24 protein-coding genes are annotated in these 21,901 nt (G+C 65.8%); 17 read left to right on the forward strand and 7 right to left on the reverse strand.

Going from position 1 to position 21,901, the window contains the following annotated elements; translation table 11 throughout:
* A complete protein-coding gene (locus tag AC6H42_RS14285; protein WP_057155487.1) occupies positions 1–579 on the reverse strand; it encodes a DinB family protein in 579 nt (192 codons plus the stop codon).
* A complete protein-coding gene (locus AC6H42_RS14290) occupies positions 576–917 on the reverse strand; it encodes a winged helix-turn-helix transcriptional regulator (protein WP_057155488.1) in 342 nt (113 codons plus the stop codon). The genes AC6H42_RS14285 and AC6H42_RS14290 overlap by 4 nt, the downstream gene beginning before the upstream one ends.
* Before the next feature lie 137 nt (positions 918–1,054).
* On the opposite strand from AC6H42_RS14290, the gene AC6H42_RS14295 reads away from it, so the two are divergent.
* Positions 1,055–1,573, forward strand: a complete 519-nt coding sequence (locus AC6H42_RS14295; protein ID WP_057155489.1) for a carboxymuconolactone decarboxylase family protein — start codon at positions 1,055–1,057, stop codon at positions 1,571–1,573.
* Here the strand turns inward: AC6H42_RS14295 and AC6H42_RS14300 are convergent.
* Both AC6H42_RS14300 and AC6H42_RS14305 read right to left on the reverse strand, forming a co-directional pair.
* Complete coding sequence (locus tag AC6H42_RS14300; RefSeq protein WP_497548332.1) at positions 1,561–2,304, reverse strand: hypothetical protein; 744 nt, start codon at positions 2,302–2,304, stop codon at positions 1,561–1,563. The two genes, AC6H42_RS14295 and AC6H42_RS14300, sit on opposite strands and share 13 nt — an antisense overlap.
* 93 nt (positions 2,305–2,397) lie before the next feature.
* Positions 2,398–3,000: a DUF1439 domain-containing protein gene (locus AC6H42_RS14305; protein ID WP_057155491.1), complete on the reverse strand. Its 603-nt coding sequence runs from the start codon at positions 2,998–3,000 to the stop codon at positions 2,398–2,400.
* A 74-nt stretch (positions 3,001–3,074) separates the two neighbouring features.
* Between AC6H42_RS14305 and AC6H42_RS14310 the strand changes: the two genes are divergently transcribed.
* From AC6H42_RS14310 to AC6H42_RS14325, 4 genes are all read left to right on the forward strand, one after another.
* A complete protein-coding gene (locus AC6H42_RS14310; RefSeq protein ID WP_497548333.1) occupies positions 3,075–3,797 on the forward strand; it encodes a DUF72 domain-containing protein in 723 nt (240 codons plus the stop codon).
* 90 nt (positions 3,798–3,887) lie between these two features.
* Positions 3,888–4,259 (forward strand): GntR family transcriptional regulator, encoded by a 372-nt coding sequence (locus tag AC6H42_RS14315; RefSeq protein ID WP_057155493.1) that lies wholly within the window; start codon positions 3,888–3,890, stop codon positions 4,257–4,259.
* Complete coding sequence (locus AC6H42_RS14320) at positions 4,256–5,113, forward strand: ABC transporter ATP-binding protein (protein ID WP_497548334.1); 858 nt, start codon at positions 4,256–4,258, stop codon at positions 5,111–5,113. The genes AC6H42_RS14315 and AC6H42_RS14320 overlap by 4 nt, the downstream gene beginning before the upstream one ends.
* On the forward strand, positions 5,110–6,057 hold the full coding sequence (locus AC6H42_RS14325; protein ID WP_057155495.1) for a hypothetical protein: 948 nt from the start codon (positions 5,110–5,112) through the stop codon (positions 6,055–6,057). The genes AC6H42_RS14320 and AC6H42_RS14325 overlap by 4 nt, the downstream gene beginning before the upstream one ends.
* A 45-nt stretch (positions 6,058–6,102) precedes the next feature.
* Here AC6H42_RS14325 and AC6H42_RS14330 read toward each other — a convergent pair whose 3' ends face one another.
* Positions 6,103–6,852, reverse strand: a complete 750-nt coding sequence (locus tag AC6H42_RS14330; protein WP_057155496.1) for an AraC family transcriptional regulator — start codon at positions 6,850–6,852, stop codon at positions 6,103–6,105.
* A 110-nt stretch (positions 6,853–6,962) separates the two neighbouring features.
* Here AC6H42_RS14330 and AC6H42_RS14335 point away from each other — a divergent pair, with 110 nt between their 5' ends.
* The 7 genes from AC6H42_RS14335 to AC6H42_RS14365 all read left to right on the forward strand — a co-directional run bounded on the left by AC6H42_RS14335 (position 6,963) and on the right by AC6H42_RS14365 (position 12,336).
* Positions 6,963–7,892 carry a 4-hydroxyproline epimerase gene (locus AC6H42_RS14335; protein ID WP_057155497.1) on the forward strand — a complete coding sequence of 310 codons (930 nt, stop codon included), beginning with the start codon at positions 6,963–6,965 and terminating at the stop codon, positions 7,890–7,892.
* The gene (locus tag AC6H42_RS14340; protein WP_497548335.1) at positions 7,889–9,016 is read left to right on the forward strand and encodes an NAD(P)/FAD-dependent oxidoreductase; all 1,128 of its coding nucleotides are present in this window, start codon (positions 7,889–7,891) and stop codon (positions 9,014–9,016) included. The genes AC6H42_RS14335 and AC6H42_RS14340 overlap by 4 nt, the downstream gene beginning before the upstream one ends.
* Complete coding sequence (locus AC6H42_RS14345; RefSeq protein ID WP_497548336.1) at positions 9,009–9,278, forward strand: (2Fe-2S)-binding protein; 270 nt, start codon at positions 9,009–9,011, stop codon at positions 9,276–9,278. The genes AC6H42_RS14340 and AC6H42_RS14345 overlap by 8 nt, the downstream gene beginning before the upstream one ends.
* Positions 9,275–10,597 (forward strand): FAD-dependent oxidoreductase, encoded by a 1,323-nt coding sequence (locus AC6H42_RS14350; protein ID WP_497548337.1) that lies wholly within the window; start codon positions 9,275–9,277, stop codon positions 10,595–10,597. The genes AC6H42_RS14345 and AC6H42_RS14350 overlap by 4 nt, the downstream gene beginning before the upstream one ends.
* Before the next feature lie 18 nt (positions 10,598–10,615).
* The gene (locus tag AC6H42_RS14355; RefSeq protein WP_057155501.1) at positions 10,616–11,527 is read left to right on the forward strand and encodes a dihydrodipicolinate synthase family protein; all 912 of its coding nucleotides are present in this window, start codon (positions 10,616–10,618) and stop codon (positions 11,525–11,527) included.
* Positions 11,528–11,593: 66 nt separating this feature from the next.
* Positions 11,594–11,806 (forward strand): hypothetical protein, encoded by a 213-nt coding sequence (locus AC6H42_RS14360; protein WP_057155502.1) that lies wholly within the window; start codon positions 11,594–11,596, stop codon positions 11,804–11,806.
* 20 nt (positions 11,807–11,826) lie between these two features.
* Positions 11,827–12,336 carry a Clp protease N-terminal domain-containing protein gene (locus AC6H42_RS14365; RefSeq protein ID WP_497548338.1) on the forward strand — a complete coding sequence of 170 codons (510 nt, stop codon included), beginning with the start codon at positions 11,827–11,829 and terminating at the stop codon, positions 12,334–12,336.
* 78 nt (positions 12,337–12,414) lie between these two features.
* Here AC6H42_RS14365 and AC6H42_RS14370 read toward each other — a convergent pair whose 3' ends face one another.
* Entirely contained in the window at positions 12,415–14,358 is a 1,944-nt protein-coding gene (locus AC6H42_RS14370) for a methyl-accepting chemotaxis protein (RefSeq protein ID WP_497548339.1), read from the reverse strand.
* Between the two features lie 93 nt (positions 14,359–14,451).
* The gene (locus AC6H42_RS14375) at positions 14,452–15,363 is read right to left on the reverse strand and encodes a LysR family transcriptional regulator (RefSeq protein ID WP_057155505.1); all 912 of its coding nucleotides are present in this window, start codon (positions 15,361–15,363) and stop codon (positions 14,452–14,454) included.
* Between the two features lie 125 nt (positions 15,364–15,488).
* On the opposite strand from AC6H42_RS14375, the gene gcl reads away from it, so the two are divergent.
* The 5 genes from gcl (at position 15,489) to pyk (ending at position 21,840) form a co-directional block, all read left to right on the forward strand.
* Positions 15,489–17,231: a glyoxylate carboligase gene (gene gcl / locus AC6H42_RS14380; protein WP_057155506.1), complete on the forward strand. Its 1,743-nt coding sequence runs from the start codon at positions 15,489–15,491 to the stop codon at positions 17,229–17,231.
* A 10-nt stretch (positions 17,232–17,241) separates the two neighbouring features.
* Complete coding sequence (hyi, locus tag AC6H42_RS14385; RefSeq protein ID WP_057155507.1) at positions 17,242–18,021, forward strand: hydroxypyruvate isomerase; 780 nt, start codon at positions 17,242–17,244, stop codon at positions 18,019–18,021.
* A gap of 27 nt (positions 18,022–18,048) precedes the next feature.
* Entirely contained in the window at positions 18,049–18,936 is an 888-nt protein-coding gene (locus tag AC6H42_RS14390) for a 2-hydroxy-3-oxopropionate reductase (RefSeq protein ID WP_057155508.1), read from the forward strand.
* 130 nt (positions 18,937–19,066) lie between these two features.
* Positions 19,067–20,335, forward strand: coding sequence for a glycerate kinase type-2 family protein (locus tag AC6H42_RS14395; RefSeq protein ID WP_057155509.1), 1,269 nt, complete (start codon positions 19,067–19,069; stop codon positions 20,333–20,335).
* Between the two features lie 83 nt (positions 20,336–20,418).
* Complete coding sequence (gene pyk, locus AC6H42_RS14400) at positions 20,419–21,840, forward strand: pyruvate kinase (protein WP_497548340.1); 1,422 nt, start codon at positions 20,419–20,421, stop codon at positions 21,838–21,840.
* Positions 21,841–21,901 lie beyond the last annotated feature (61 nt).

Here is a 21,901-nt window from a genome sequence, read left to right on the forward strand (position 1 = left end):
TCAGCCCCAGATCATCTTCTCGGTCCAGCCCAGCTCCTTGAAATCCTGCTCGCGCAGGTCGGCCTCGCCTGCGCTGAAGAATTCGTCCAGTTGCGGCGGCTCCACGCCGGTGCCGGACAGCATGGCGTGCACCTGGCCGCGATGATGGATCTGGTGGCCGAACAGGTGCGCCAGCAGGCGATAGCGCTTGTCGCGCTGCACTGAGCCGGTGCGCAGTATCATCACCACACGGCCCAGTTCGTCATCCTTCAACTGCTGGCAATATTCGATCAGGCGGCGGTCGGCGTCCTTCTGCGCGGCCCGCAGTTCGGCAACCGTGGCGCAGGGCTCGTCGCGCTCGAAAAAGCCCAGGTAGTTGGGATGCGGCTCCGCGCCGCGCATCTCGCGCTCCAGCGCATCGATGTAGAACCAGTCCACGGTCAGGATGTGGTTCAGCGTGGCCCTGATGGTGGGGAAAAAGCTGGTGCGGCGGGCCTCGAATTCCTCCTGGCTCAACTGCGCGCAGGCTTTCAGCAGGCGGTGGTTGGCCCAGGCATTGTTGTATGCCTCGGTCAGCAGGTGGTGCGAAAGTGTCGTCATATTTTCTCCTTGCTCAATGCGCGCTGCCATTTCTCCGACCAGTGCAGCAGCGGCCCCATGGACTCCAGCAGCCCGGCGCCCAGCACGCTCAACGCATACCCGCCCTCTTCGGCCGAATCGATGATACCGGCGTCGCGCAAATCGTGTAGCCGCTGATTCAGCACCGTCGGCGACATGTCCTCGCAGCGCGCGCGCAGCGCGCGGAAGGTCAGCGCTTCGGCACGTAATTCCCAGATGATGCGCATCACCCAGCGCCTGCCCAGCAGGTCCAGCAAAGCCATGATGGGACGGCCGCTGCGCGAGCCCCGCACCGGCATGCCCGGTTTTGGCGTAGCCATGGTTTCTCCAGGTTTATTCAGGTTCATTAAGGTTCATTAAGGTTTACTCAAATACTGCTACATAAAACGTAGCACAATACGCATCCGCATGCTACATTATCCGTAGCAGCACTGTAGCACTTGTTCAGGAGACCGACATGCAAACACCGAGAATCGCCCCGCTGGATGCGCCCTATGCGCCCGGCGTGCAGCAAGCCTTTGACCGCGTCATGCCGCCGGGGATGGAACCGCTGGGATTGTTCCGCACGCTGGCGCACAGCCCACGCGTGCTGCAGCGCCTGTTCGCCGGCAATCTGCTCGATCCCGGCGCCATCACGCTGCGCGAACGCGAACTGGTCATCCTGCGCACCTGCGCGCGCTGCGGCTGCGACTACGAATGGGGCGTGCACAAGGCGCTGTTCGCGCGCGCCGCCGGGCTGAGCGCCGAAGACATTGCCGCCACGCAGGCCGCGGCCGGCGCCGGGCTGCTGCTGCGCGCCGTCGACGAACTGCACGACAGCGCCGCTATCTCGGAGGCGACGTGGCAGGAGCTGGCGTCGGCCTACCAGCCGGACCAGATCCTCGAAATCATCGCCCTATGCGGCTACTACCACACCATCTCCTTTATCGCCAACGCCTGCCGCGTGGCGCCGGAGGCTTTCGCTCAGGCAGCGTAAGCGGCGTTCAGGCGGCGGATCAGGTCGGCGTTGAGATCGCGGGTGTTGCGGTTCCAGCGCTGCATCGCGCGCTCCAGTTCTGGACGCTGGGCGGCTGCCAGCCGGGTGTCGCCGACGGAGGCGGCCCAGATGGCGTATTCGGCGCGTACCGTGAAGCTGCCATAGCGGGACAGCGCGTCTTCGAAGGCGGTGCGTGCTTCATCCTGGCGGCCGCCGGCGCCCAGCGCCTGGGCGCGCAGCAAGGCGATTTCCTCGGCGCGGAAGCCCGGGTCGGATTGGATGATGAAGTCGAGGTGGCCGATGGCTTCGCCCGCCCGGCCGCACGCCAGGTTGGCGCGCGCGGCGCCGCGGCGGATTTCCAGGTCGGCGCCGAACACGCCGTTCAGGCAGGCGCCGTAGGTGGCGGCGGCTTCCGCTGCGGCGCCCGCCTCCAACTGTGCCTGCGCCAGGCGCATCTGGTTCTGCGCGGTAGGTGTGTAGTCGAAGGCGGCGCGCGCTTCGCGCAGCTCGCGGCCCGGGTCCAGCGTACGCGCCGCCGCCGTGACAACCTTGCGCGCGCCATGCTCAAGCCGCGAGTTGGGCAGGTAGATCGCCACAAAATAGACAATGCTGCCCAGCAGCGGGAAGGAAAACAGGATGAACAGCCAGTAGGTCTGCTGCCGCGACCGCACGGCGTGCACGGCGAAAAACAGCGCGATGGCGATATGGAGTCCGGCACCGATGTACGGCATAACTACCTCTGTCAGCAAAAAGAGGAATTATCGCCGTTCGCAAGCCCGAAAATATACGCGGATTGTCACAGTGCAACACCCGCGAATGGCGCCTTAGCGCTGCGCGGTCTGTCCGGCCTGAGTCGCCGGTTCCAGCATGATGACCAGGGCGCTGGACGTGGTGCGAATGCCGGTCGGCACAAACTGCACGCCCGCGTAGCGCAGGTCTTCCGGCTTGAAGCTGTACAGCGGCACGTCGCGTATCAGCTTGTCGGCCAGGATGTTGGCGGCGCCGGCGATCTGGCGCTGCTGCGATTCGGCTATGCCGTCGATGGCGAAACGGTCCACCTGCGCGTCGCTGAGAAAGACGGCGCTGCGCGCGTTGTCCACCACCAGCCGCCCGGACAGCGCCAGGCTGCCGCGCCACGATTGCCGCATCAGCATGGGCGACACGGTCAGCTCGGCCGACAGCGCGACGCGGTCGTTCTGTCCCACCGTGCTCAGCTGCGGATTGCTCAGCTGAACATCGAACACGCCCAGCACGCGGTGGCTGACGGGGAAGCGCTGGCCCAGGTTCTTCTGCAGGCGCTCGAGCGGCACCTCGAACTGGCGCGGGCCGATCAGGCCCGCGCACGAGGCCAGCAAGCCTGCAGCGGCGGCAGCGGTGGCGATGGTAGCCACGGCAAGGATGTGGCGGCGATGGGGAGTGAAGGTCATCTTGGTTCCGGTTAAGCGGGCGACACACTGCGCCCGGGTGCCGTAGAGTGTATTTCATCCACGACGGAGGCGCCATGGCGGTAGTGCGAATCGGATGCGCGGGCTGGTCCATCCCACGGGCGGCCAGCGGCGACTTTCCCGCCGAAGGCAGCCACTTGCAGCGGTACGCCGCCGTCTTCAACGCCACCGAAATCAATTCCTCGTTCTACCGCCCGCACCAGCCGCAGGTCTACGCACGCTGGGCCGCCAGCGTGCCGGACGATTTCCGTTTCGCCGTCAAGGCGCCCAAGCAAATGACGCATGAGCTGCGCCTGGCGGATTGCACTGAGGCCATGCAGCGCTTCGCCGGCGAAGCGGCAGGCCTGGGCGCCAAACTGGGCTGCGTGCTGGTCCAGCTGCCGCCCAGCCTGCAGTTCGACCCGGCCCTCGCCGCAACATTCTTCACGCTGGCCCGGCAACACTTCGGCTGCATGCTCGCCTGCGAAGCCCGCCATTCCAGCTGGTTCGGCGGCGCCGCCACCGCCCTGCTGAGCGATGTCGCCGTCACGCGCGTGACCGCCGATCCGCCGGCCGGCCAGCCCGGCCCGCACGTGGCCACCACCGCCACCACCTACGCCCGCCTTCACGGCAGCCCGCGCGTCTACTTTTCGTCCTACGACGGCGAATTCCTGGACCAGGCCGCCGTCAGCCTGGCCGGCCGCGCCGGCAACGGCCACGACGCCTGGTGCATCTTCGACAACACCGCATCCGGCGCCGCCACCGCCAACGCCGTCGCCCTGCTGCAACGCCTGTCCTGACTGCATGCAAAAAAAAAACCGTCGGTGCGCAAATCTAGTGTTATAGTTCACTACAACACCACTTCATCACATCACTAGGAGGACGCATGTATGTGGAATGACAACGCGCCGATTTATCGCCAGCTCAAGGAGCGGGTGCTCGGCATGATGCTGGACGGCTTGCTCAAGCCCGGCGACGCCCTGCCCTCGGTGCGGCAGATCGCCGCCGACTACCAATTGAATCCGATTACCGTATCCAAGGCCTACCAGGAACTGGTAGACGAAAGCCTGGTTGAAAAACGAAGGGGGTTAGGCATGTACGTTACCGAAGGCGCTCACGAAAAACTGCTGGCCACCGAACGCGAACGCTTTGTGCGCGAGGAATGGCCGGCCATGGTGGAGCGCATCCGCCGCCTGGGGCTGGACCTGGAGCAGCTGCTGCGCGCTTCACAGCCTGGCACGCAGCCGGGAGCGCCGGCATGAGCGCCCTGATCACCGCCCGCAACCTCACCAAGCGCTATGGCAAGAAACTGGCGCTGGACGAAGCCAGTTTCGAGATCCAGCCCGGCCGCGTGGTCGGCCTGATCGGCCCCAACGGCTCGGGCAAGACCACCACGCTCAAGGCCATCCTCGGCCTGACCCGCTTCGAGGGCGAACTGTCGGTGCTGGGCATGGACCCGAGCAAGCAGCGCGACGCGCTGATGAACGAAGTGTGCTTCATCGCCGACGTGGCCGTGCTGCCGCGCTGGCTGAAGGTGAAGGACGCCATCGATTTCGTGGAAGGGGTGCATCCGCGCTTCAACCGCGAGAAGGCCGAGCGCTACATCGCCCACACCAAGCTGGAACCGGACATGAAGGTCAAGGCCATGTCCAAGGGCATGATCGTGCAGCTGCACCTGGCGCTGGTAATGGCGATCGACGCCAAGCTGCTGGTGCTGGACGAACCCACGCTGGGGCTGGACATCCTGTACCGCAAGCAGTTCTACCACAACCTGCTGGAGGACTACTTCGACGAGAACAAGACCATCATCATCACCACCCACCAGATCGAGGAAGTGGAGAACATCCTGACCGACCTGATGTTCATCCGCGACGGCAAGATCACGCTGGCGGCGTCGATGGAGGAAATCGGCGACCGCTACACCGAAGTGATGGTGGAGCCGCAGTACATCAACGCTGCCAACGCGCTGGCGCCGATGACGCAGCGCAGCGTGTTCGGCAAGGCAGTGATGCTGTTCGACGGCGCTTCGCGCGCGCAGCTTGAAAAATTCGGCGAGATCCGCACCCCGAGCGTTGCGGACCTGTTTGTCGCCACCATGAAAGGGAGCTACGAATGAAAACGATGAAATGGCTGATCAAGCGCGAGTTCTGGGAACACAAGGGCATGGTGGTGTGGGCGCCTGCCGTGGTGGCCGGGCTGATCGCCCTGCTGACGCTGGGCGGGCTGCTGCTGGGCCGCAACATGGCCTTCGAGGGCAGCGCCAGCAAGATCAGCGTGGAACTGGGCGGCGAGGCGCGCGACACTACCATCGCCATGCTGGCGGACGTCTACATGGCCTTCTCGGTGCCCATCCTGATTATCCTGGGCTTCCTGGTGTTCTTCTACTGCCTCGGCGCGCTGCACGACGACCGCCGCGACCGCAGCCTGCTGTTCTGGAAATCGCTGCCGGTATCGGACCAGATGACGGTGCTGTCCAAGGTGGCGCTGGCACTGGTGGCGATACCGCTGGTCAGCGTGTTGATCGGCATCGCGCTGTCGCTGGTGATTACGCTGCTGCTGGGCGTGAGCATGGCGATGCACGGGGTGAACCTGATCGGCCCGGTGCTGTCCTCGCCCTCCTTCTACCTGTCGCCGCTGCGCCTCCTGGGCCTGCTGCCGGTGTACGTGCTGTGGGCCCTGCCCACCGTGGGCTGGCTGTTGCTGGTGTCGAGCTGGGCGCGCTCCAAGGTGTTCCTGTGGGCGGTGGGCGCGCCGCTGGTGACGGCGGTATTGATCGCCTGGGCCAACAAGATCTTCGGCCTGGGCATGGCGCCGGGCTGGTTCATGGAGAACATCGTCAGCCGCATGCTGCTCGGCGTGGCGCCCGGCAACTGGTTCATGCACAGCCGGATCGATCCGAACCAGCTGGTGCAGGAAGGCGCGGAGCACGTGCGCAACGCGGACCTGTTCAGTGCCTCCTGGAGCACGCTGGGCACCCCGTCGCTGTGGATAGGTGTTGCCGCCGGCGTGGCCATGATCGCCGGCGCCGTGTGGCTGCGCCGCTGGCGCGAGGAAGGCTAAAGGTACGGCTGGGATAGTGTTGCAGGGCGGGTTGGCGGGGCGCGCCTAGCGTAGCGTAACCCGCCGGTACTGAGTCGGCGTCACCCCCACGGTGGCGCGAAACTGGCGGGTGAAAGCACTGTGGTCGCCGTATCCGCACGCCATGGCAATCTCCGCCACGCTGGCAGGCCCGGCCAGCATGCGCGATGCAGCATCCACCCGGGTCTTGATGATGACCTGGCGCGGCGTGAGCTGGTAAATGCGCAGGAAATAGCGCTCCAGCTGCGCCACCGACATATTCGCCGTGCGCGCGAGCTCCGGCAGCGGCAACGGCTGGTCGTAGCGCTCCTGTATCAGCCGCGCCGCCGCAGCCACCTTGTGGTAGGCCGAATTCTTCCTGTCCTCCATGGCCAGGTCGCGCGAAATGCCGGTCAGGCCGACGATGGCGCCCGACGCGCCGCGCAATGCGGTCTTGCGGGTCAGGCACCAGCCTGGATCGCGGTTCGGATACAGGTGCAGCTCCAGCTGGTCCGCGATCTCCGCACCGCCCGCCAGCACCGCTTCGTCCTGCGCCAGGTAATTCTGGCCGAAGGGCCGCGCGAACACTTCGGCCGAGGTCCTTCCCAATAGCGCATCCTTGTGCTTCAAGCCGCAGCGCTTGACCAGCGTCTGGTTCACCACCACGTAGCGGCCCTGCACGTCCTTGACGAAAAACACCACGTCCGGCAGCGCGTCGAACAGCGGCTCGGCAAAGAACACGTCGGCGATGTTTGCGCCCAGTGCCAGGCGGGCGCCTCCCGTTTTTGCGGTATCCATGGCCGCATTCTCGCACGGCCTGCGGACGGAAAGGCGATTGTGCCGATTTCGTCATCTTTGATGCGCAGCGCCTGCAAGACGGCGGGCTGCGGAAGGCATATGATTTCAACATGAAAACCATCTCCATTATCGATTCCCACACCGGCGGCGAACCGACCCGCCTGGTCACCGCAGGCGGGCCGGAACTCGGCAGCGGGCCGTTGCATGAGCGCCTTGAACTGCTGCGCCGCGAGCACGACAACTTCCGTTCCGCCGTGGTGTGCGAACCGCGCGGTTCGGACGTGCTGGTGGGCGCGCTGCTGTGCCAGCCGCATGCGGCCGATTGTGCAGCAGGCGTCATCTTCTTCAACAACGTCGGCTATCTCGGCATGTGCGGGCACGGCACCATCGGGCTGGTGGCTTCGCTGGCTTATATGGGCCGTATCGGCGTGGGCGTGCACCGCATCGATACGCCGGTGGGCGTGGTGGAAGCGGAGCTGCACGCGGACGGCAGCGTGACCGTGGAAAACGTGGCGGCCTACCGCGCGCGGCACGCGGTGACGGTGCGGGTGCCCGGCCATGGCGGCGTGACGGGCGACGTGGCCTGGGGCGGCAACTGGTTCTTCCTGGTGGCAGAGCATGGGCAGGAGCTGCATGTATCGAATGCGGGCGCACTGACGGCGTTTACCTCCGCCGTGCGCAAGGCGCTGGCCGCGGCGGGCATCACCGGCGCGGACGGCGCGGAGATCGACCACATCGAACTGTTTGCGCCTTCGTCCAGCGCGGACAGCCGGAACTTTGTGCTCTGCCCCGGCAACGCCTACGACCGTTCCCCCTGCGGCACCGGCACCAGCGCGAAGCTGGCCTGCCTGGCGGCAGACGGCAAGCTGGCCGAAGGCGCGGTGTGGCGGCAGGAGAGCATTGTCGGCAGCGTGTTCGAGGGCACCTACCGTTACGACGGCGGCAAGCTGATACCGAGCATACGCGGCCAGGCCTGGGTGAACTCGCAGGCCACGCTGATACTCGATCCGTCCGACCCGCTGGTGTGGGGCATACGGTGAGCTTGCCGGACGTGTTGATCGTCGGCGCGGGCATTATCGGCGCGGCTTGCGCGGATGCGCTGTCGACGCGCGGTCTGCGCGTGACGGTGGTCGAGCAGGAGGTGGTCGGTTCCGGCGCAACGGCGGCCGGCATGGGGCACTTGGTGGTGATGGACGACAATGCGGCCGAGCTGGCGCTATCGGCATGGTCGCTGGAGCTGTGGCGCGAGTTTGTGGCCGGGCAGCCGGGCCGGCACGAGTACAGCCAATGCGGCACCATCTGGGTTGCCGCCGATGATGAAGAGATGGCCGCAGCGCGCGTCAAGGCGCAAACCATGACGGCGCATGGCCTGCCGTGCCGCATGCTCGATGCGCAAAGATTGTACGAACGCGAGCCGCAGCTGCGGCCCGGCCTGGCCGGCGGCCTGCTGGTCGATGGCGACGGCCTGGTCTACCCGCCCAAGAGCGCGCGCATCCTGATGGACCGCGCCATCGCACGCGGCGCCCGGCTGCTCAGCGGCACGGTTCAGCATCTTGAAGGCGGCAATGGCGTCGTCCTGGCGGACGGCACACGCCTGCAGGCCGGACGCATCGTGCTGGCTGCGGGTTCGCGCTCATCGGCGCTGCTGGCCGACCTGCCGGTGCAGCCGAAAAAGGGCCACGTTGCCATTACCGACCGCTACCCCGGGTTTATCCGTCACCAGCTGGTGGAGCTGGGCTACATCAAGAGCGCCCATGCCGCCAGCGGCGACTCGGTGGCGTTCAATTTGCAGCCCCGCCCCACGGGCCAGATCCTGATCGGCTCCTCGCGCCAGTTCGGCACCACAGACTCCGCCGTGGACCACGCCATGATGGCCCGCATGCTGCGCCACGCCGCCGCCTTCACGCCCGCGCTGGCCGGCATGAACGTGCTGCGCTGCTGGACCGGGCTGCGCGCCGCCAGCCCGGACGGCCTGCCCATTATCGGCCCCCACCCTGCCCGCCCCGGCCTGTGGCTGGCCACCGGCCATGAAGGCCTCGGCATCACCACCTCGCTCGCCACCGCGCAGCTGCTGGCCGCGCAGATGCTGGACGAAAGCGCCGCCATCCCGGCGCTGCCCTATCTGCCGGCCCGCTTTTCGCAAATGAGGAGCGCGCATGCCTGAGCTGATCAGCCTCGCGATAGACGGCCAGACCGTCACCGTCCCTGCAGGCAGCACGGTGGTGGCCGCCATCGCCGTACACACGGCAGGTGCCGCTGTCACCCGGCGCTCCGTCAGCGGCATGCTGCGCGGCCCCTTGTGCGGCATGGGCGTGTGCCATGAATGCCGCGTGACGATAGACGGCCGCGCCCACCAGCTGGCTTGCCAGACGCCGTGCGCGCCAGGCATGCAGGTTCGCATTCCGCTCGCGGAGGACGCGGCATGACGCAGCTGTTCGACATCCTCGTCATCGGCGCCGGACCGGCCGGTCTGGCCGCGGCGCACGCGGCGGCTGCGGCGGCGCCGAACGCCCGCATCGGCGTGGTGGACGACAATCCGCTGGCCGGTGGCCAGATCTGGCGCGGCGGCGCGCATCAGCAGCAGGACGGGCGCGCCATTGCGCTGTTGAACGAACTGCAGGCCGCGCCCAACATCACCTTCATGCAGCACCACCGCGTGCTGTATGCGCCCGCCGACGGCCAGCTGCTGGTGCAGTCGCCCGATGCCGCCGCCGTGCTGCACTACCAGCGCCTGATCCTCGCCACAGGCGCGCGCGAACTGCTGCTGCCCTTCCCCGGCTGGACCCTGCCCGGCGTCACCGGCGCCGGCGGCCTGCAGGCGCTCGCCAAGGGCGGCTTTCCGGTAGCGGGCAAGCGCGTGGTCGTCGCCGGCTCGGGCCCGCTGCTGCTGGCCGTCGCCGCCACGCTGACCGAACGTGGCGCGCAGGTTGTCGCCATCGCCGAACAGGCGGCCAAGCCACAGCTGGCGCGCTTCGCCCTCGGCCTGCTCGCCACGCCATCCAAGATCGCACAGGCGTTGAAGCTGTGGCGCAGCCTGCGCGGCATCCCGTACCACCGCGACAGCTACGTGACCGCCGCCAAGGCTAGCAATAGCGCGGCCAACGGCGCAGCCGGCTCGGCTAGCGGCCAGGCAGGGCAACCGCCAGCACAGTTGCACAGCGTCGAACTGCAAAGCGGCGGCCGCACGCAGATCATCGCCTGCGACTACCTGGCCTGCGGCTACGGCCTGGTGCCCAATCCCGAACTGGCGATGGCGCTCGGCTGCGCCATCATTCCGGACACGCAAGCGGTGCGGACCGACACCTGGCAGCAGACCACCGTGCCCGGCATCTACTGCGCCGGCGAAGGCACGGGCGTGGGCGGTGTGGACAAGGCGCTGGCCGAGGGCCGCATCGCCGGCCTGGCCGCGGCCGGCAGGCAGGACTTGGCCCTCCCCTTCATCAGCACCCGCAGCCGCTGGCAGGCATTTGCGCGGCGCCTCGCGCGCGCCTTTGCCCTGCGACCCGAAATTCGCGCACTGGCGGACGACAGCACCATCGTCTGCCGCTGCGAAGACGTTTGCCATGGCGAGCTGCGCCAGCACGACAGCTGGCGCAGTGCCAAGCTACACACGCGCTGCGGCATGGGCCCTTGCCAGGGCCGCATCTGCGGCAGCGCCACCGCCACGCTGTACGGCTGGCGCCCCGATTCGGTTCGCGTTCCGATTACACCGGCACGCGTCGATAGCATCATCATCCAACCATAACCCACCCAGGAGATCAGCATGAGCGCAGCAAAATGGCAGGGCATATTCCCGGCAGTGACCACCAAGTTCCACCCCAACGAGGAACTCGACCACGCCGAAATGGAAAAGCACTTTGAGTTCCAGATCCAGAACGGCGTGCACGGCCTGGTCACCTGCGGCTCGCTGGGCGAGGCCAGCACCTTGTCCTTCGACGAGAAACTGGCTGTCACCAAGACCGCCATCAAGGTTGCCAACGGCCGCGTGCCGGTGCTGGCCAACGTGAGCGAAACCCGCACCGCCAATGCGATCCGCTTCGTCGAGCAGGCGCGCGAACTGGGCGTGGACGGCTTCATGGTGATGCCATCCGTGCTGTACGCGGCGGACGCGCGCGAAGCCAAGGACAACCTGCGCACCATCGCGGCGGCGGCCAGGCTGCCCATCATGGTGTACAACAATCCGGTCACCTACAAGGTGGACCTGACGCCGGAAGACTTCCAGGAACTGGCGGATTGCGAATACATCGTCGCCATCAAGGAATCGACCGACAATATCCGCCGCATCACCGACCTGCGCAATGCCGTGGGCACGCGCTACCAGCTGTTCATGGGCGTGGACGACCTGTCCTTCGAAGGCCTGGCGGTGGGCGCGGACGGCCTGCTGGCCGGCCTGGTGGTGGCCTTCCCGGCCGAGACCGTGGCGCTGTACAAGCTGATGAAAGCCAAGCGCTACGACGAAGCGCTGAAGCTGTACCAGTGGTTCATGCCGCTGCTGCACCTGGACGTGTCGACCAAGCTGGTGCAGAACCTGAAGCTGGTGGAAGCGCTGGCCGGCGTGGGCAACGAGAACGTGCGCCGTCCGCGCCAGCCGCTGCAAGGCGCCGAGCGCGAAAAAGTCACCGCCATCGTCAAGCAGGCGCTGGCCACCCGTCCGGACCTGAGCAAGCTGTTCTAAAACCTGCAGCAAAAAATCTCGTCAACTTTGGTTGACAACCCCACATGCGTCAACTAAAGTTGACGCATGCCTGATCTCCACACACTCACTCTTCCCGAAGAACCATCCGATGCGCTGGCCGCAGTGGTAGCCCTGCGCGCGATGGCCGATCAACTCGAGCGCAAGGCGGTCAGGCAGGCCATCGCGGATGGCTGGACATGGGCCCAGGTTGCGGAGGCGCTCGGCGTCACCAGGCAAGCCGCGCACAAGAAGCACGCGGGCAGCCTGGCGCGGGATTAATTGACTTTAGGAGGCTATCGATGTTTTCCAAGTTTAAGCAGCACCTGCAGGATATGCGCACGATCAAATCGCTGTGCGAAGGCGCGGAAGGCCACGCGCGCGTGGCGGGCCAGGAGCACCCGGGGGCGGAGCACTATGTGCTGTCTGCCCTGGAGCTCGATGATGGGTCGGCGCGGCGCGTGTTCGAGCGGCTGGGCAAGGATGCGGACGCGTACCGCAGGGCGCTGGCGGGGCAGCACGTGGACGCGCTGAAGAAGCTGGGCATCGATGCCGGCGGAGTCGGCGCACCGGCGCCGATCGCGGGCCAGCCGGCGGCGCTGTTTGATTCGCAGCCTTCCGGACAAGCGCTGATGCAGGCGCTGCCGGAACTGGCAAAGCGCTCGTCGACCGCGCTGTGCGGCGCGCACGTGCTGCTGGCGGCGGCGGGCATGCAGCACAGCCTCGCTGCGCGCGCCTTGCGCGCCATGGATGTGGAGCCGCAGGCGCTGGCGCGGGCGGCGGAAGATGAGTTGGGGACGGCGCACGCTTGATGTCCGTGACGGCTCCGGCGGCTTACGGCCGGAGCGAAGCCCCGGCCTAACCGCCTGCGGCATACCGTCCAGCGGCGCTTAGCGCAGCGCGAGTGCGGTGCTGGTGCTGGTGCTGGTGCTGGTGCTGGCGCCGCCACCGTAGGTGGCGCCGGCTTCTTCGAGCTTGAAGATACCCACCACCTGGTCCAGCCGCGCGGCCTGCTCTTGCAGCGATTGCGCGGCGGCGGCGGCCTGTTCCACCAGCGCGGCGTTCTGCTGCGTGGCGTCGTCCATCTGGATGATAGACTGGTTGACCTGGCCGATGCCGTCGCTTTGTTCGTGGCTGGCCGAGGTGATCTCCACCATCAGCGTGGCGACGTGCTGCACCGAGGCGACGATCTCGGACATGGCGGCGCCCGCCGTGTCGGCCAGCTTGCCGCCGGCCTCCACCTTGCCGACCGAGTCGACGATCAATTCCTTGATCTCCTTGGCCGCAGCCGCCGAGCGCTGCGCCAGGTTGCGCACCTCGGACGCCACCACTGCAAAGCCGCGCCCCTGTTCGCCCGCCCGCGCCGCTTCCACGGCCGCATTCAGCGCCAGGATATTGGTCTGGAAAGCGATGCCGTCGATGACACCGATAATGTCCGACATCTTGCGCGAGCTTTCGGTGATCTCGCCCATCATGTCCACCACCTGCGTGACGACCGTGCCGCCCTTCACCGCAGCCGAGGTGGTGGCGGCCACCAGCTTGTTGGCCTCTTCCGCATTGGAGCTGTTCTGCTTGACGGTGGAAGTCAGTTCCTCCATCGCGGCCGCGGTTTCCTCCAGGTTGGACGCCTGGTGTTCGGTACGCGCAGACAGATCGAAGTTGCCGGTGGCGATCTGGCTGGACGCAGTGGCGATCAAATGGGTACTGTCGCGCACCTTGAGGATGGTGCCGTTCAGCGAAGAGACGAAGCGGTTGAACGCCGCCGCCAGCGCGCCGATTTCGTCCTCCGACTCCACCGGCATGCGGCGGCTCAAGTCGCCGTCGCCGCTGGCGATATCGCCCAGCATCTCGGCGGCGCGCATCACCGGCGCGGCAATCGCGCGGGCAATCAGATAGATGGCGAACAGGCCGATGCCGCCGCCCACCAGCGCCGCGATCAGCGACGACACGGTGGCCGAGCGCACGATATTGCCCAGCACTTCAGACTCCGGCACCTCGGCCAGCACGTACAGGTTCAGCTCGGGCACATAGGACGACGCGACGAACTGCTTGCCGTTGGCGCCGTTATAGGTGCTGTGCGCGAATTTCTCTCCGTTCAGCAGGGTTTTCTGCAGTTCCGGGGTGAAGCCCGGCACGTCCTTCAATTGGTGTTTGCCGTCGCCCAGCGCCGGATCGCGGTGCACGATCAGGGTGCCGTTGGCGCGCACCAGGTAGACGTAGCCGGACTTGCCCAGCTTGTAGGCGCGCACCGTCTGGGCCAGCGAGTTCACGCTCAGCCCCAGGCCGGCCACGGCCAGCTTGCCGGTGGCCGTCTGTACGCGGGTGTTAATGAACAGCATATAGCTATCGGCGCTGATGTCCTTGTCCAGGTCCAGCGTGTAGGCCTTGTTACCGTCGAGGAATCCGTAGAACCACTGGTCGCCCGGCTTGTCCTTGCTCAGGGTGCGGTCGTAGCCGGCATCGGTAAAGTACTTGCCGGTGCTGTGCGAAATCCAGAACACGGTGGCGGCCTGGTTCTTGGCCTTGAGCTGCTTGGCCGCCTTCTTCCACGCTTCCAGCCCTTCGTCGGGCACGCCGGCGTCTTCCCAGTCGTGCAGGAAGGTGTTGTTGGCGGTGGTGAGCGATACCGACAGGGGCTGCGTAATCTGGCGCAGGATGTCGTTGCGGATTTCGCCTATCTGCGCCGGCAACTCTTGTTCCACCACGCGTTCGCGGCTGTTGCTGCTGCTCATGACGATGCTGAGCGTGGAGGAAATGATAATGAACAGCAGCAGACAGAGGCCCATGCTCAGCATGAGTTTGTTCTTGATCGACAGACGGCTCAGCAAGGCCATGCGAAACTCCCGGGAATGATGTTGGAATGCCGTCTTACGCGGCCCTATGTTTCAGTGTACCCACAACAATTACACCGACAAAACGATTTTCCACTATCTGTTGCGTGTCCAATACCCTGTTTGCGCGTAAACCGCCTTTAACTCATCTATAAAGAAACGTATCTTGGCAGGCAGGTGTCTTTGCTGTAGATAAACCGCCATGATGTCGTAGTCCGGCAGCGCGAAGTCGTCCAGCACAGTGATCAGGCTGCCCTCGGCCAGCTGCGCCTGGATTTCCCAGGTCGAGCGCCACGCCAGCCCCAGCCCCTCGCACGCCCAGCGGTGCAGTAGTTCGCCGTCGTTGCAATCCAGGTTGCCCTGCACCTTGATGGTCACCGGCTTGCCGCCCTGCTGGAAATACCAGCCGCGCTGCTGCCCGCCCTGCAGGTTGAAAGCCAGGCAATTATGGTGCGCCAGGTCGTCCAGCGTGCGCGGAATGCCGTGGCGGTCGAAGTAATCCGGTGTCCCGCATACAACACGCCGGTTCTTGGCCAGCTTGACCGCCACGAAACTCGGGTCGATCACGCCGCCGATGCGGATGCCCAGGTCGTAACCCTCGCGCACCAGGTCGATCACCTGGTCGGTCAGGTTAAAGGAGATCTGCACCTCCGGGTTGGCGGCCAGGAAGGCCGGCGCGTGCGGCGCAACATGCTGGCGCCCGAACGAGGCCGGCGCGGACACAATCAGGTGGCCGGTGGCCTTGTGCCGCCCCTCCGAAATATTGCGCTCGGCCACCTCGAAGTCCGATAGCAGCTTGCGGCAGTCGTCCAGGAACACATTGCCCTGCTCGGTGAGCGTCAGATGGCGCGTGGTGCGGTGCATCAGTTTCACGCCGAGGCGCTTCTCCAGCGCGTCGATACGGCGCCCCAGCATCACCGGCGTGATGTTCTGCACCAGCGCCGCGCGCGCCAGGCTGCCCTTCTCCACCACCGCCACAAAAGCTTCGATTTGTTTGAGTTTATCCATGCGGACATTATTCCATACTCAGAGTATCGAATAAACGGATATTTTGTTGTCTTATCAAGCGAGGAGATCGCCTATAGCATACAAAACATCAACAACGGTATTTGCACATAACTTAGGAGAACACCATGGCAAAGATGACGGCAGCCGAAGCGGCGGTCCACGTACTGCAAAAAGAAGGCATTTCGGTCGCATTCGGCGTACCGGGCGCGGCCATCAACCCGCTGTACGCGGCGCTGAAGAAGAACGGCAGCATCAAGCACATCCTGGGCCGCCACGTGGAAGGCGCCTCGCACATGGCAGAAGGATACACCCGCGCCGCCGCCGGCAACATCGGCGTGTGCATCGGCACCTCCGGTCCCGCCGGCACCGACATGATCACCGGCCTGTACTCGGCCCAGGCCGACTCGATTCCTATCCTGTGCATTACCGGCCAGGCCCCGCGTGCCCGCATGCACAAGGAAGACTTCCAGGCGGTCGACATCTCGTCCATCGCCAAGCCGGTCACCAAGTGGGCCACCACCGTGCTGGAACCGGCCCAGGTGCCGCGCGCTTTCCAGCAAGCGTTCCACCTGATGCGCTCGGGCCGTCCGGGCCCGGTGCTGATCGACCTGCCGTTCGACGTGATGATGGCGCAGATCGAGTTCGATCCCGAGACCTACGAGCCGATGGCAGTGTACAAGCCGCGCGCCACCCGCGCCCAGGTTGAAAAAGCGCTGGGCATGCTGAACGATGCCGACAAGCCCTTGATCACCGCCGGCGGCGGCATCATCAACGCCAACGCCTCGGCGCTGCTGCAGGAATTCGCCGAGATCGTCAACGTGCCGGTGATCCCGACCCTGATGGGCTGGGGCACCATCCCCGACGACCACCCGCTGATGGCCGGCATGGCGGGCCTGCAAACCTCGCACCGCTACGGCAACGCCACCGTGCTGGCGTCGGACTTCATGATCGGCATCGGCAACCGCTGGGCCAACCGCCACACCGGCTCGGTGGACGTGTTCACAGCCGACCGCAGCTTCGTCCACATCGACATTGAACCGACCCAGATCGGCCGCGTCTTCGGTCCCGACCTGGGCATCGTCTCGGACGCCGGCTACGCGCTGGAACTGCTGGTCGAAGTGGCCAAGGAATGGAAGGCCGCCGGCAAGCTGAAGGACCGCACCGGCTGGGTACACCAGTGCCAGGAACGCAAGCGCACCATGCTGCGCAAGACCCACTACGACGAAGTGCCGGTCAAGCCGCTGCGCGTGTACGAAGAAATGAACAACTACTTCGGCCGCAACACCCGCTACGTGTCGGCCATCGGCCTGTCGCAGATCGCCGCCGCGCAGTTCCTGCATGTGTACCAGCCGCGCAACTGGATCAACTGCGGCCAGGCCGGTCCGCTGGGCTGGACCATCCCCGCCGCGCTGGGGGTCCGGGCCGCCGATCCGACCACCGACATCGTCGCGATCTCGGGCGACTACGACTTCCAGTTCCTGATCGAAGAGCTGGCCGTGGGCGCGCAATTCAAGCTGCCTTACATCCACGTGCTGGTCAATAACAGCTACCTGGGCCTGATCCGCCAGTCGCAGCGCGGCTTCGACATGGACTACTGCGTGCAACTGGCCTTCGAGAACGTGAACGCGCCGGAACTGAACGGCTACGGCGTGGACCACGTTGCCGTGGTCGAAGGCCTGGGCTGCAAGGCGATCCGCGTGCACAAGCCGGACGACATCATCCCTGCGTTCGAACGTGCCCGCGAACTGATGGCGCAATTCAGCGTGCCTGTCGTGGTCGAGATCATCCTGGAGCGCGTGACCAACATCGCCATGGGTACCGAGATCAACGCCATCAATGAATTCAACGACATCCTGGATGTCGCGTAAGGAGTAGACCATGCCTAAATTCGCCGCCAACCTCACCATGCTGTTCAACGAACTGCACTTCCTGGACCGCTTCGGCGCCGCCTCGCGCGCCGGGTTCAAGGGCGTGGAGTTCCTGTTTCCGTACGACTTCGAACCGGAACAGCTGTCCGAGAAACTGCACCAGTTCCAGCTGGAGATGGTGCTGCACAACCTGCCGGCCGGCCACTGGGCTGGCGGCGAACGCGGCATCGCCTGCTTGCCGGACCGGGTGAGCGAGTTCGAATACGGCGTGGAGATGGCGCTGCGCTACGCGAAAGCACTGGGCACGCAGCGCATCAACTGCCTGGTCGGCATCCTGCCGCCCAACGTGGAGCGCGCCAAGGCGCAGGAAACGCTGGTGAAGAACCTGAAGTTCGCGGCCGCCGCCCTGAAGAAGGCCGGCATCCCGCTGCTGATCGAGCCGATCAACACCTTCGACATCCCGGGCTTCTTCCTGTCGGGCACCCGCCAGGGCCTTGAACTGATTGAAGCGGTGGGTTCGGACAACCTGTTCCTGCAGTACGACATCTATCACATGCAACGCATGGAAGGCGAACTGGCCAACACCATCAAGGCCAACCAGTCCGTCATCAAGCATATCCAGCTGGCAGACAATCCAGGCCGCTTCGAGCCGGGCACGGGTGAGATCAACTACCGCTACCTGCTCAACTACCTGGACCAGATCGGCTACGACGGCTGGATCGGCTGCGAGTACAAGCCGCAAAACGGCACCGAAGAAGGCCTGGGCTGGATCCAGAAACTGGCTGCTTAAACTTAAAAACCACTAGGAGAAAATATCATGGCAAACCTCGGATTCATCGGACTGGGCATCATGGGCGCCCCAATGGCAGGCCACCTGCAAGCCGGCGGCCACAAGCTGTACCTGCATGACATCAAGAACCCGCCAGCCAACCTGATCGACGGCGGCGCCACCGTGTGCACCTCGGCCGCCGAAGTGGCCAAGCGCGCCGACATCATCTTCCTGATGGTGCCGGACACCCCGCACGTTGAAGAAGCCCTGTTCGCCGAAAACGGCGTGGCAGCCGGCCTCACGGCCGGCAAGATCGTGGTCGACATGAGCTCCATCTCGCCCATCGCCACCAAGGAATTCGCCAAGAAGATCAACAAGAAAAGCTGCGCCTACCTGGACGCGCCGGTCTCCGGCGGCGAAGTGGGCGCCAAGGCGGCCTCGCTGACCATCATGGTCGGCGGCCCTGCCGAAGCGTTCGACACCGTCAAGCCGCTGTTCGACCTGATGGGCAAGAACATCACCCTGGTCGGCGGCAACGGCGACGGCCAGACCACCAAGGTGGCCAACCAGATCATCGTGGCGCTGAACATCCAGGCCGTGGCCGAAGCGCTGCTGTTCGCCTCCAAGGCCGGTGCCGATCCTGCCAAGGTGCGCGAAGCGCTGATGGGCGGCTTCGCCTCCTCGCGCATCCTGGAAGTGCACGGCGAGCGCATGGTCAAGCGTTCGTTCAATCCGGGCTTCCGCATCCAGCTGCACCAGAAGGACCTGAACCTGGCCCTGCAAGGCGCCAAGCAGCTGGGCGTATCGCTGCCCAACACCGCCAACACCCAGGAACTGATGAACGCCTGCGCCGCCAATGGCCTGTCGGGCCTGGACCACTCCGCGCTGTGCCAGGCCATCGAGCTGATGTCCAACCATAAGATCGCGCAGGGTTGATGCCATGGCGGGTTACGGCGTTCTGCCTGACCCACCCTATGCATACCGACACGCCGTAGGGCGGGTTAGCGCGCAGCGCCTAACCCGCCAGCTCCGCCCGAAACAGAAACAACGAAGAGAGAATCCCATCATGTCCGTTCCAGACCCTCGCCAGTTCTTGCTCGACCTGTACAACACGGCCATCAGCGCCGTGCATCCGCGCACGCTGCTGGCAGAATTCCTGCCGCAGCCCCCCGTCAACGGCAGAACCCTCGTCATCGGCGCAGGCAAAGGCGCGGCGGCGATGGCGGAAGCGGTCGAGCGCAACTGGAACGGCCCCTTGTCCGGACTGGTCGTCACCCGCTACGGCCACGGCGCCAGGACCGAACAGATCGAGGTAGTCGAAGCGTCCCACCCCGTGCCCGACGAAGCCGGCCGGCAGGCCGCCGCGCGCATGCTCGACATGGTGCAAGGGCTGACCGAAGACGACCTGGTACTGTGCCTGATCTCCGGCGGCGGCTCAGCCCTGCTCGCCCTGCCCGCCGAAGGCATCACGCTGGCCGAGAAACAAGCCCTGAACAAAGCCCTGCTGCGCAGCGGCGCCGCGATCGGCGAAATGAACTGCGTGCGCAAACACCTGTCGGCCATCAAGGGCGGCCGCCTGGCCCTGGCCTGCGGCAAAGCGCGCGTGGTCACGCTGCTGATCTCCGACGTACCGGGCGACGACCCGCGCGTGATCGCCAGCGGCCCCACGCTGCAGGACGCCAGCACCAGCGCCGAAGCGCTGGCCATCCTGCGCAAGTACAAGATCGACATCCCGCAAAGCGTGCACGCCCACCTCGAATCGCCCGCCAGCGAAACGCCGAAACCGGGCGACCCGCGCTTCGAACGCAACAGCCACCACGTCATCGCCACCGCGCAGGACGCGCTGGAAGCGGCCGCCGACAAGGCGCGCGACGCCGGCATCACCCCCTATATCCTGTCCGACGGCATCGAAGGCGAAGCGCGCGACATCGGCCTGATGCACGCCGCCCTGGCGCGCCAGGTCATCGCGCGCGGCCAGCCATTCCAGCGTCCCTGCGTGATTCTGTCCGGCGGCGAAACCACCGTCACCGTGCGCGGCAACGGCCGTGGCGGGCGCAACGTCGAATTCCTGCTCAGCCTCGCGCTGGCCCTGGAAGCGGCGCCCGGCGTGCACGCCATCGCCTGCGATACCGACGGCATCGACGGTTCGGAAGACAACGCCGGCGCCCTGTACGCGCCCGGCACGCTGGCCCGTGCCGACGCCAAAGGCGTCAGCGGCAAGGCCCTGCTGGCCAACAACGACGCCTACAGCTTCTTCAGTGCGCTGGACGATTTGGTGGTGAGCGGTCCGACCCGCACCAACGTCAACGACTTCCGCGCCATCCTCATCCTGTAATGCCCCGCGCGCCGTGCTCCCAGCACGGCGCGTTCGCTTTGCCCGTCCAAAACCCCGTCCTTCGAAAACAATAGAGACCAATCATGCGCCGTGAACGTAAAGCCAAAATAGTGGCCACCCTGGGCCCAGCCAGCTCCGAACGCAGCACCATCAAAGCGCTGTTCGAAGCAGGCGCCGACGTATTTCGCTTCAACTTCAGCCACGGCAGCCACGCCGACCACCAACTGCGCTACAACATCGTGCGCGACATCGAACAGGAACTGGGCCGCCCGATCGCCATCCTGGCCGACCTGCAAGGCCCCAAGCTGCGCATCGGCCAATTCAGCGGCGGCAAGGTGAACGTCAATGCCGGCGCCGAATTCGTGCTCGACCAGAATCCGGACCAGGGCGACGCCACGCGCGTGTGCCTGCCGCATCCCGAACTGTTCGCCGCGGTGACCGCCGGCCAATCGCTGCTGCTGGACGACGGCAAGATCCGCCTCGAAGTGCTGGCCAGCGACGCCACCTCCATCCGCACCCGCGTGGTCAACAGCGGCGTGCTGTCCGACCGAAAAGGCGTGAATGTGCCGGACGCCGTGCTGCCCATCCCCGCGCTGACCGTCAAGGACCGCCAGGACCTGGACTTCGCGCTCGACCTCGGCGTGGACTGGATCGCCCTGTCCTTCGTGCAGCGCCCGGAGGACGTGAAGGAAGCGCAAGCCATCGTCAAAGGCCGCGCCGGCGTGCTGTCCAAGCTGGAGAAGCCGGCCGCGCTGGACCGGCTGGAAGAGATCGTCGCCGCATCGGACGCCGTGATGGTTGCCCGTGGCGACCTGGGCGTGGAACTGCCGCCCGAGCGCGTGCCCGGCGTCCAGAAACGCATCGTGCGCATGTGCCGCAAGCATGGCAAACCGGTCGTGGTGGCCACGCAGATGCTTGAATCGATGATCAGCGCCCCGGTGCCGACCCGCGCCGAAGCATCCGACGTCGCCAACGCCGTGTACGAAGGCGCGGACGCGGTGATGCTCTCGGCCGAGTCGGCCAGCGGCGCCTACCCCGTGCAGGCGGTCGCCATCATGAACCGCATCATCTCCGAGGTCGAGCGCGACCCCTCCTACCGGGCACTGATCGACGCCCAGCACGAAGCGCCGCTGGCGACCAAGGGCGACGCCATCTGCGCCGCGCTGCGCGACGTGACGCAGATCATCGGCGTGGTCGCCACGGTCACCTACACTACCTCCGGCCACAGCAGCCTGCGCGCAGCACGCGAGCGGCCGGCCGCACCGATCGTCAGCATCACTCCCAACCGCGACACCGCGCGCCGGCTGGCGCTGGCCTGGGGCGTGCACAGCACCGTCAGCGCGGACGTACACAGCGTGGACGAGATGGTGGCCGCAGCGTGCCGTACCGCACTGCGCGAGGGCTTCGTCAAGACCGGCGACCAGATCGCCATCGCCGCCGGCACTCCCTTCGGCCAACCCGGCACCACCAACCTGCTGCGCCTCGCCGAAATCTGGCCGCAATAATGCCGTAAACCAAAATGGCGTCAGGGTTAATTATTTTTGCAATATTAACCCTGACCCCATT

The organism is Massilia sp. NBRC 108631, assembly GCF_059704565.1.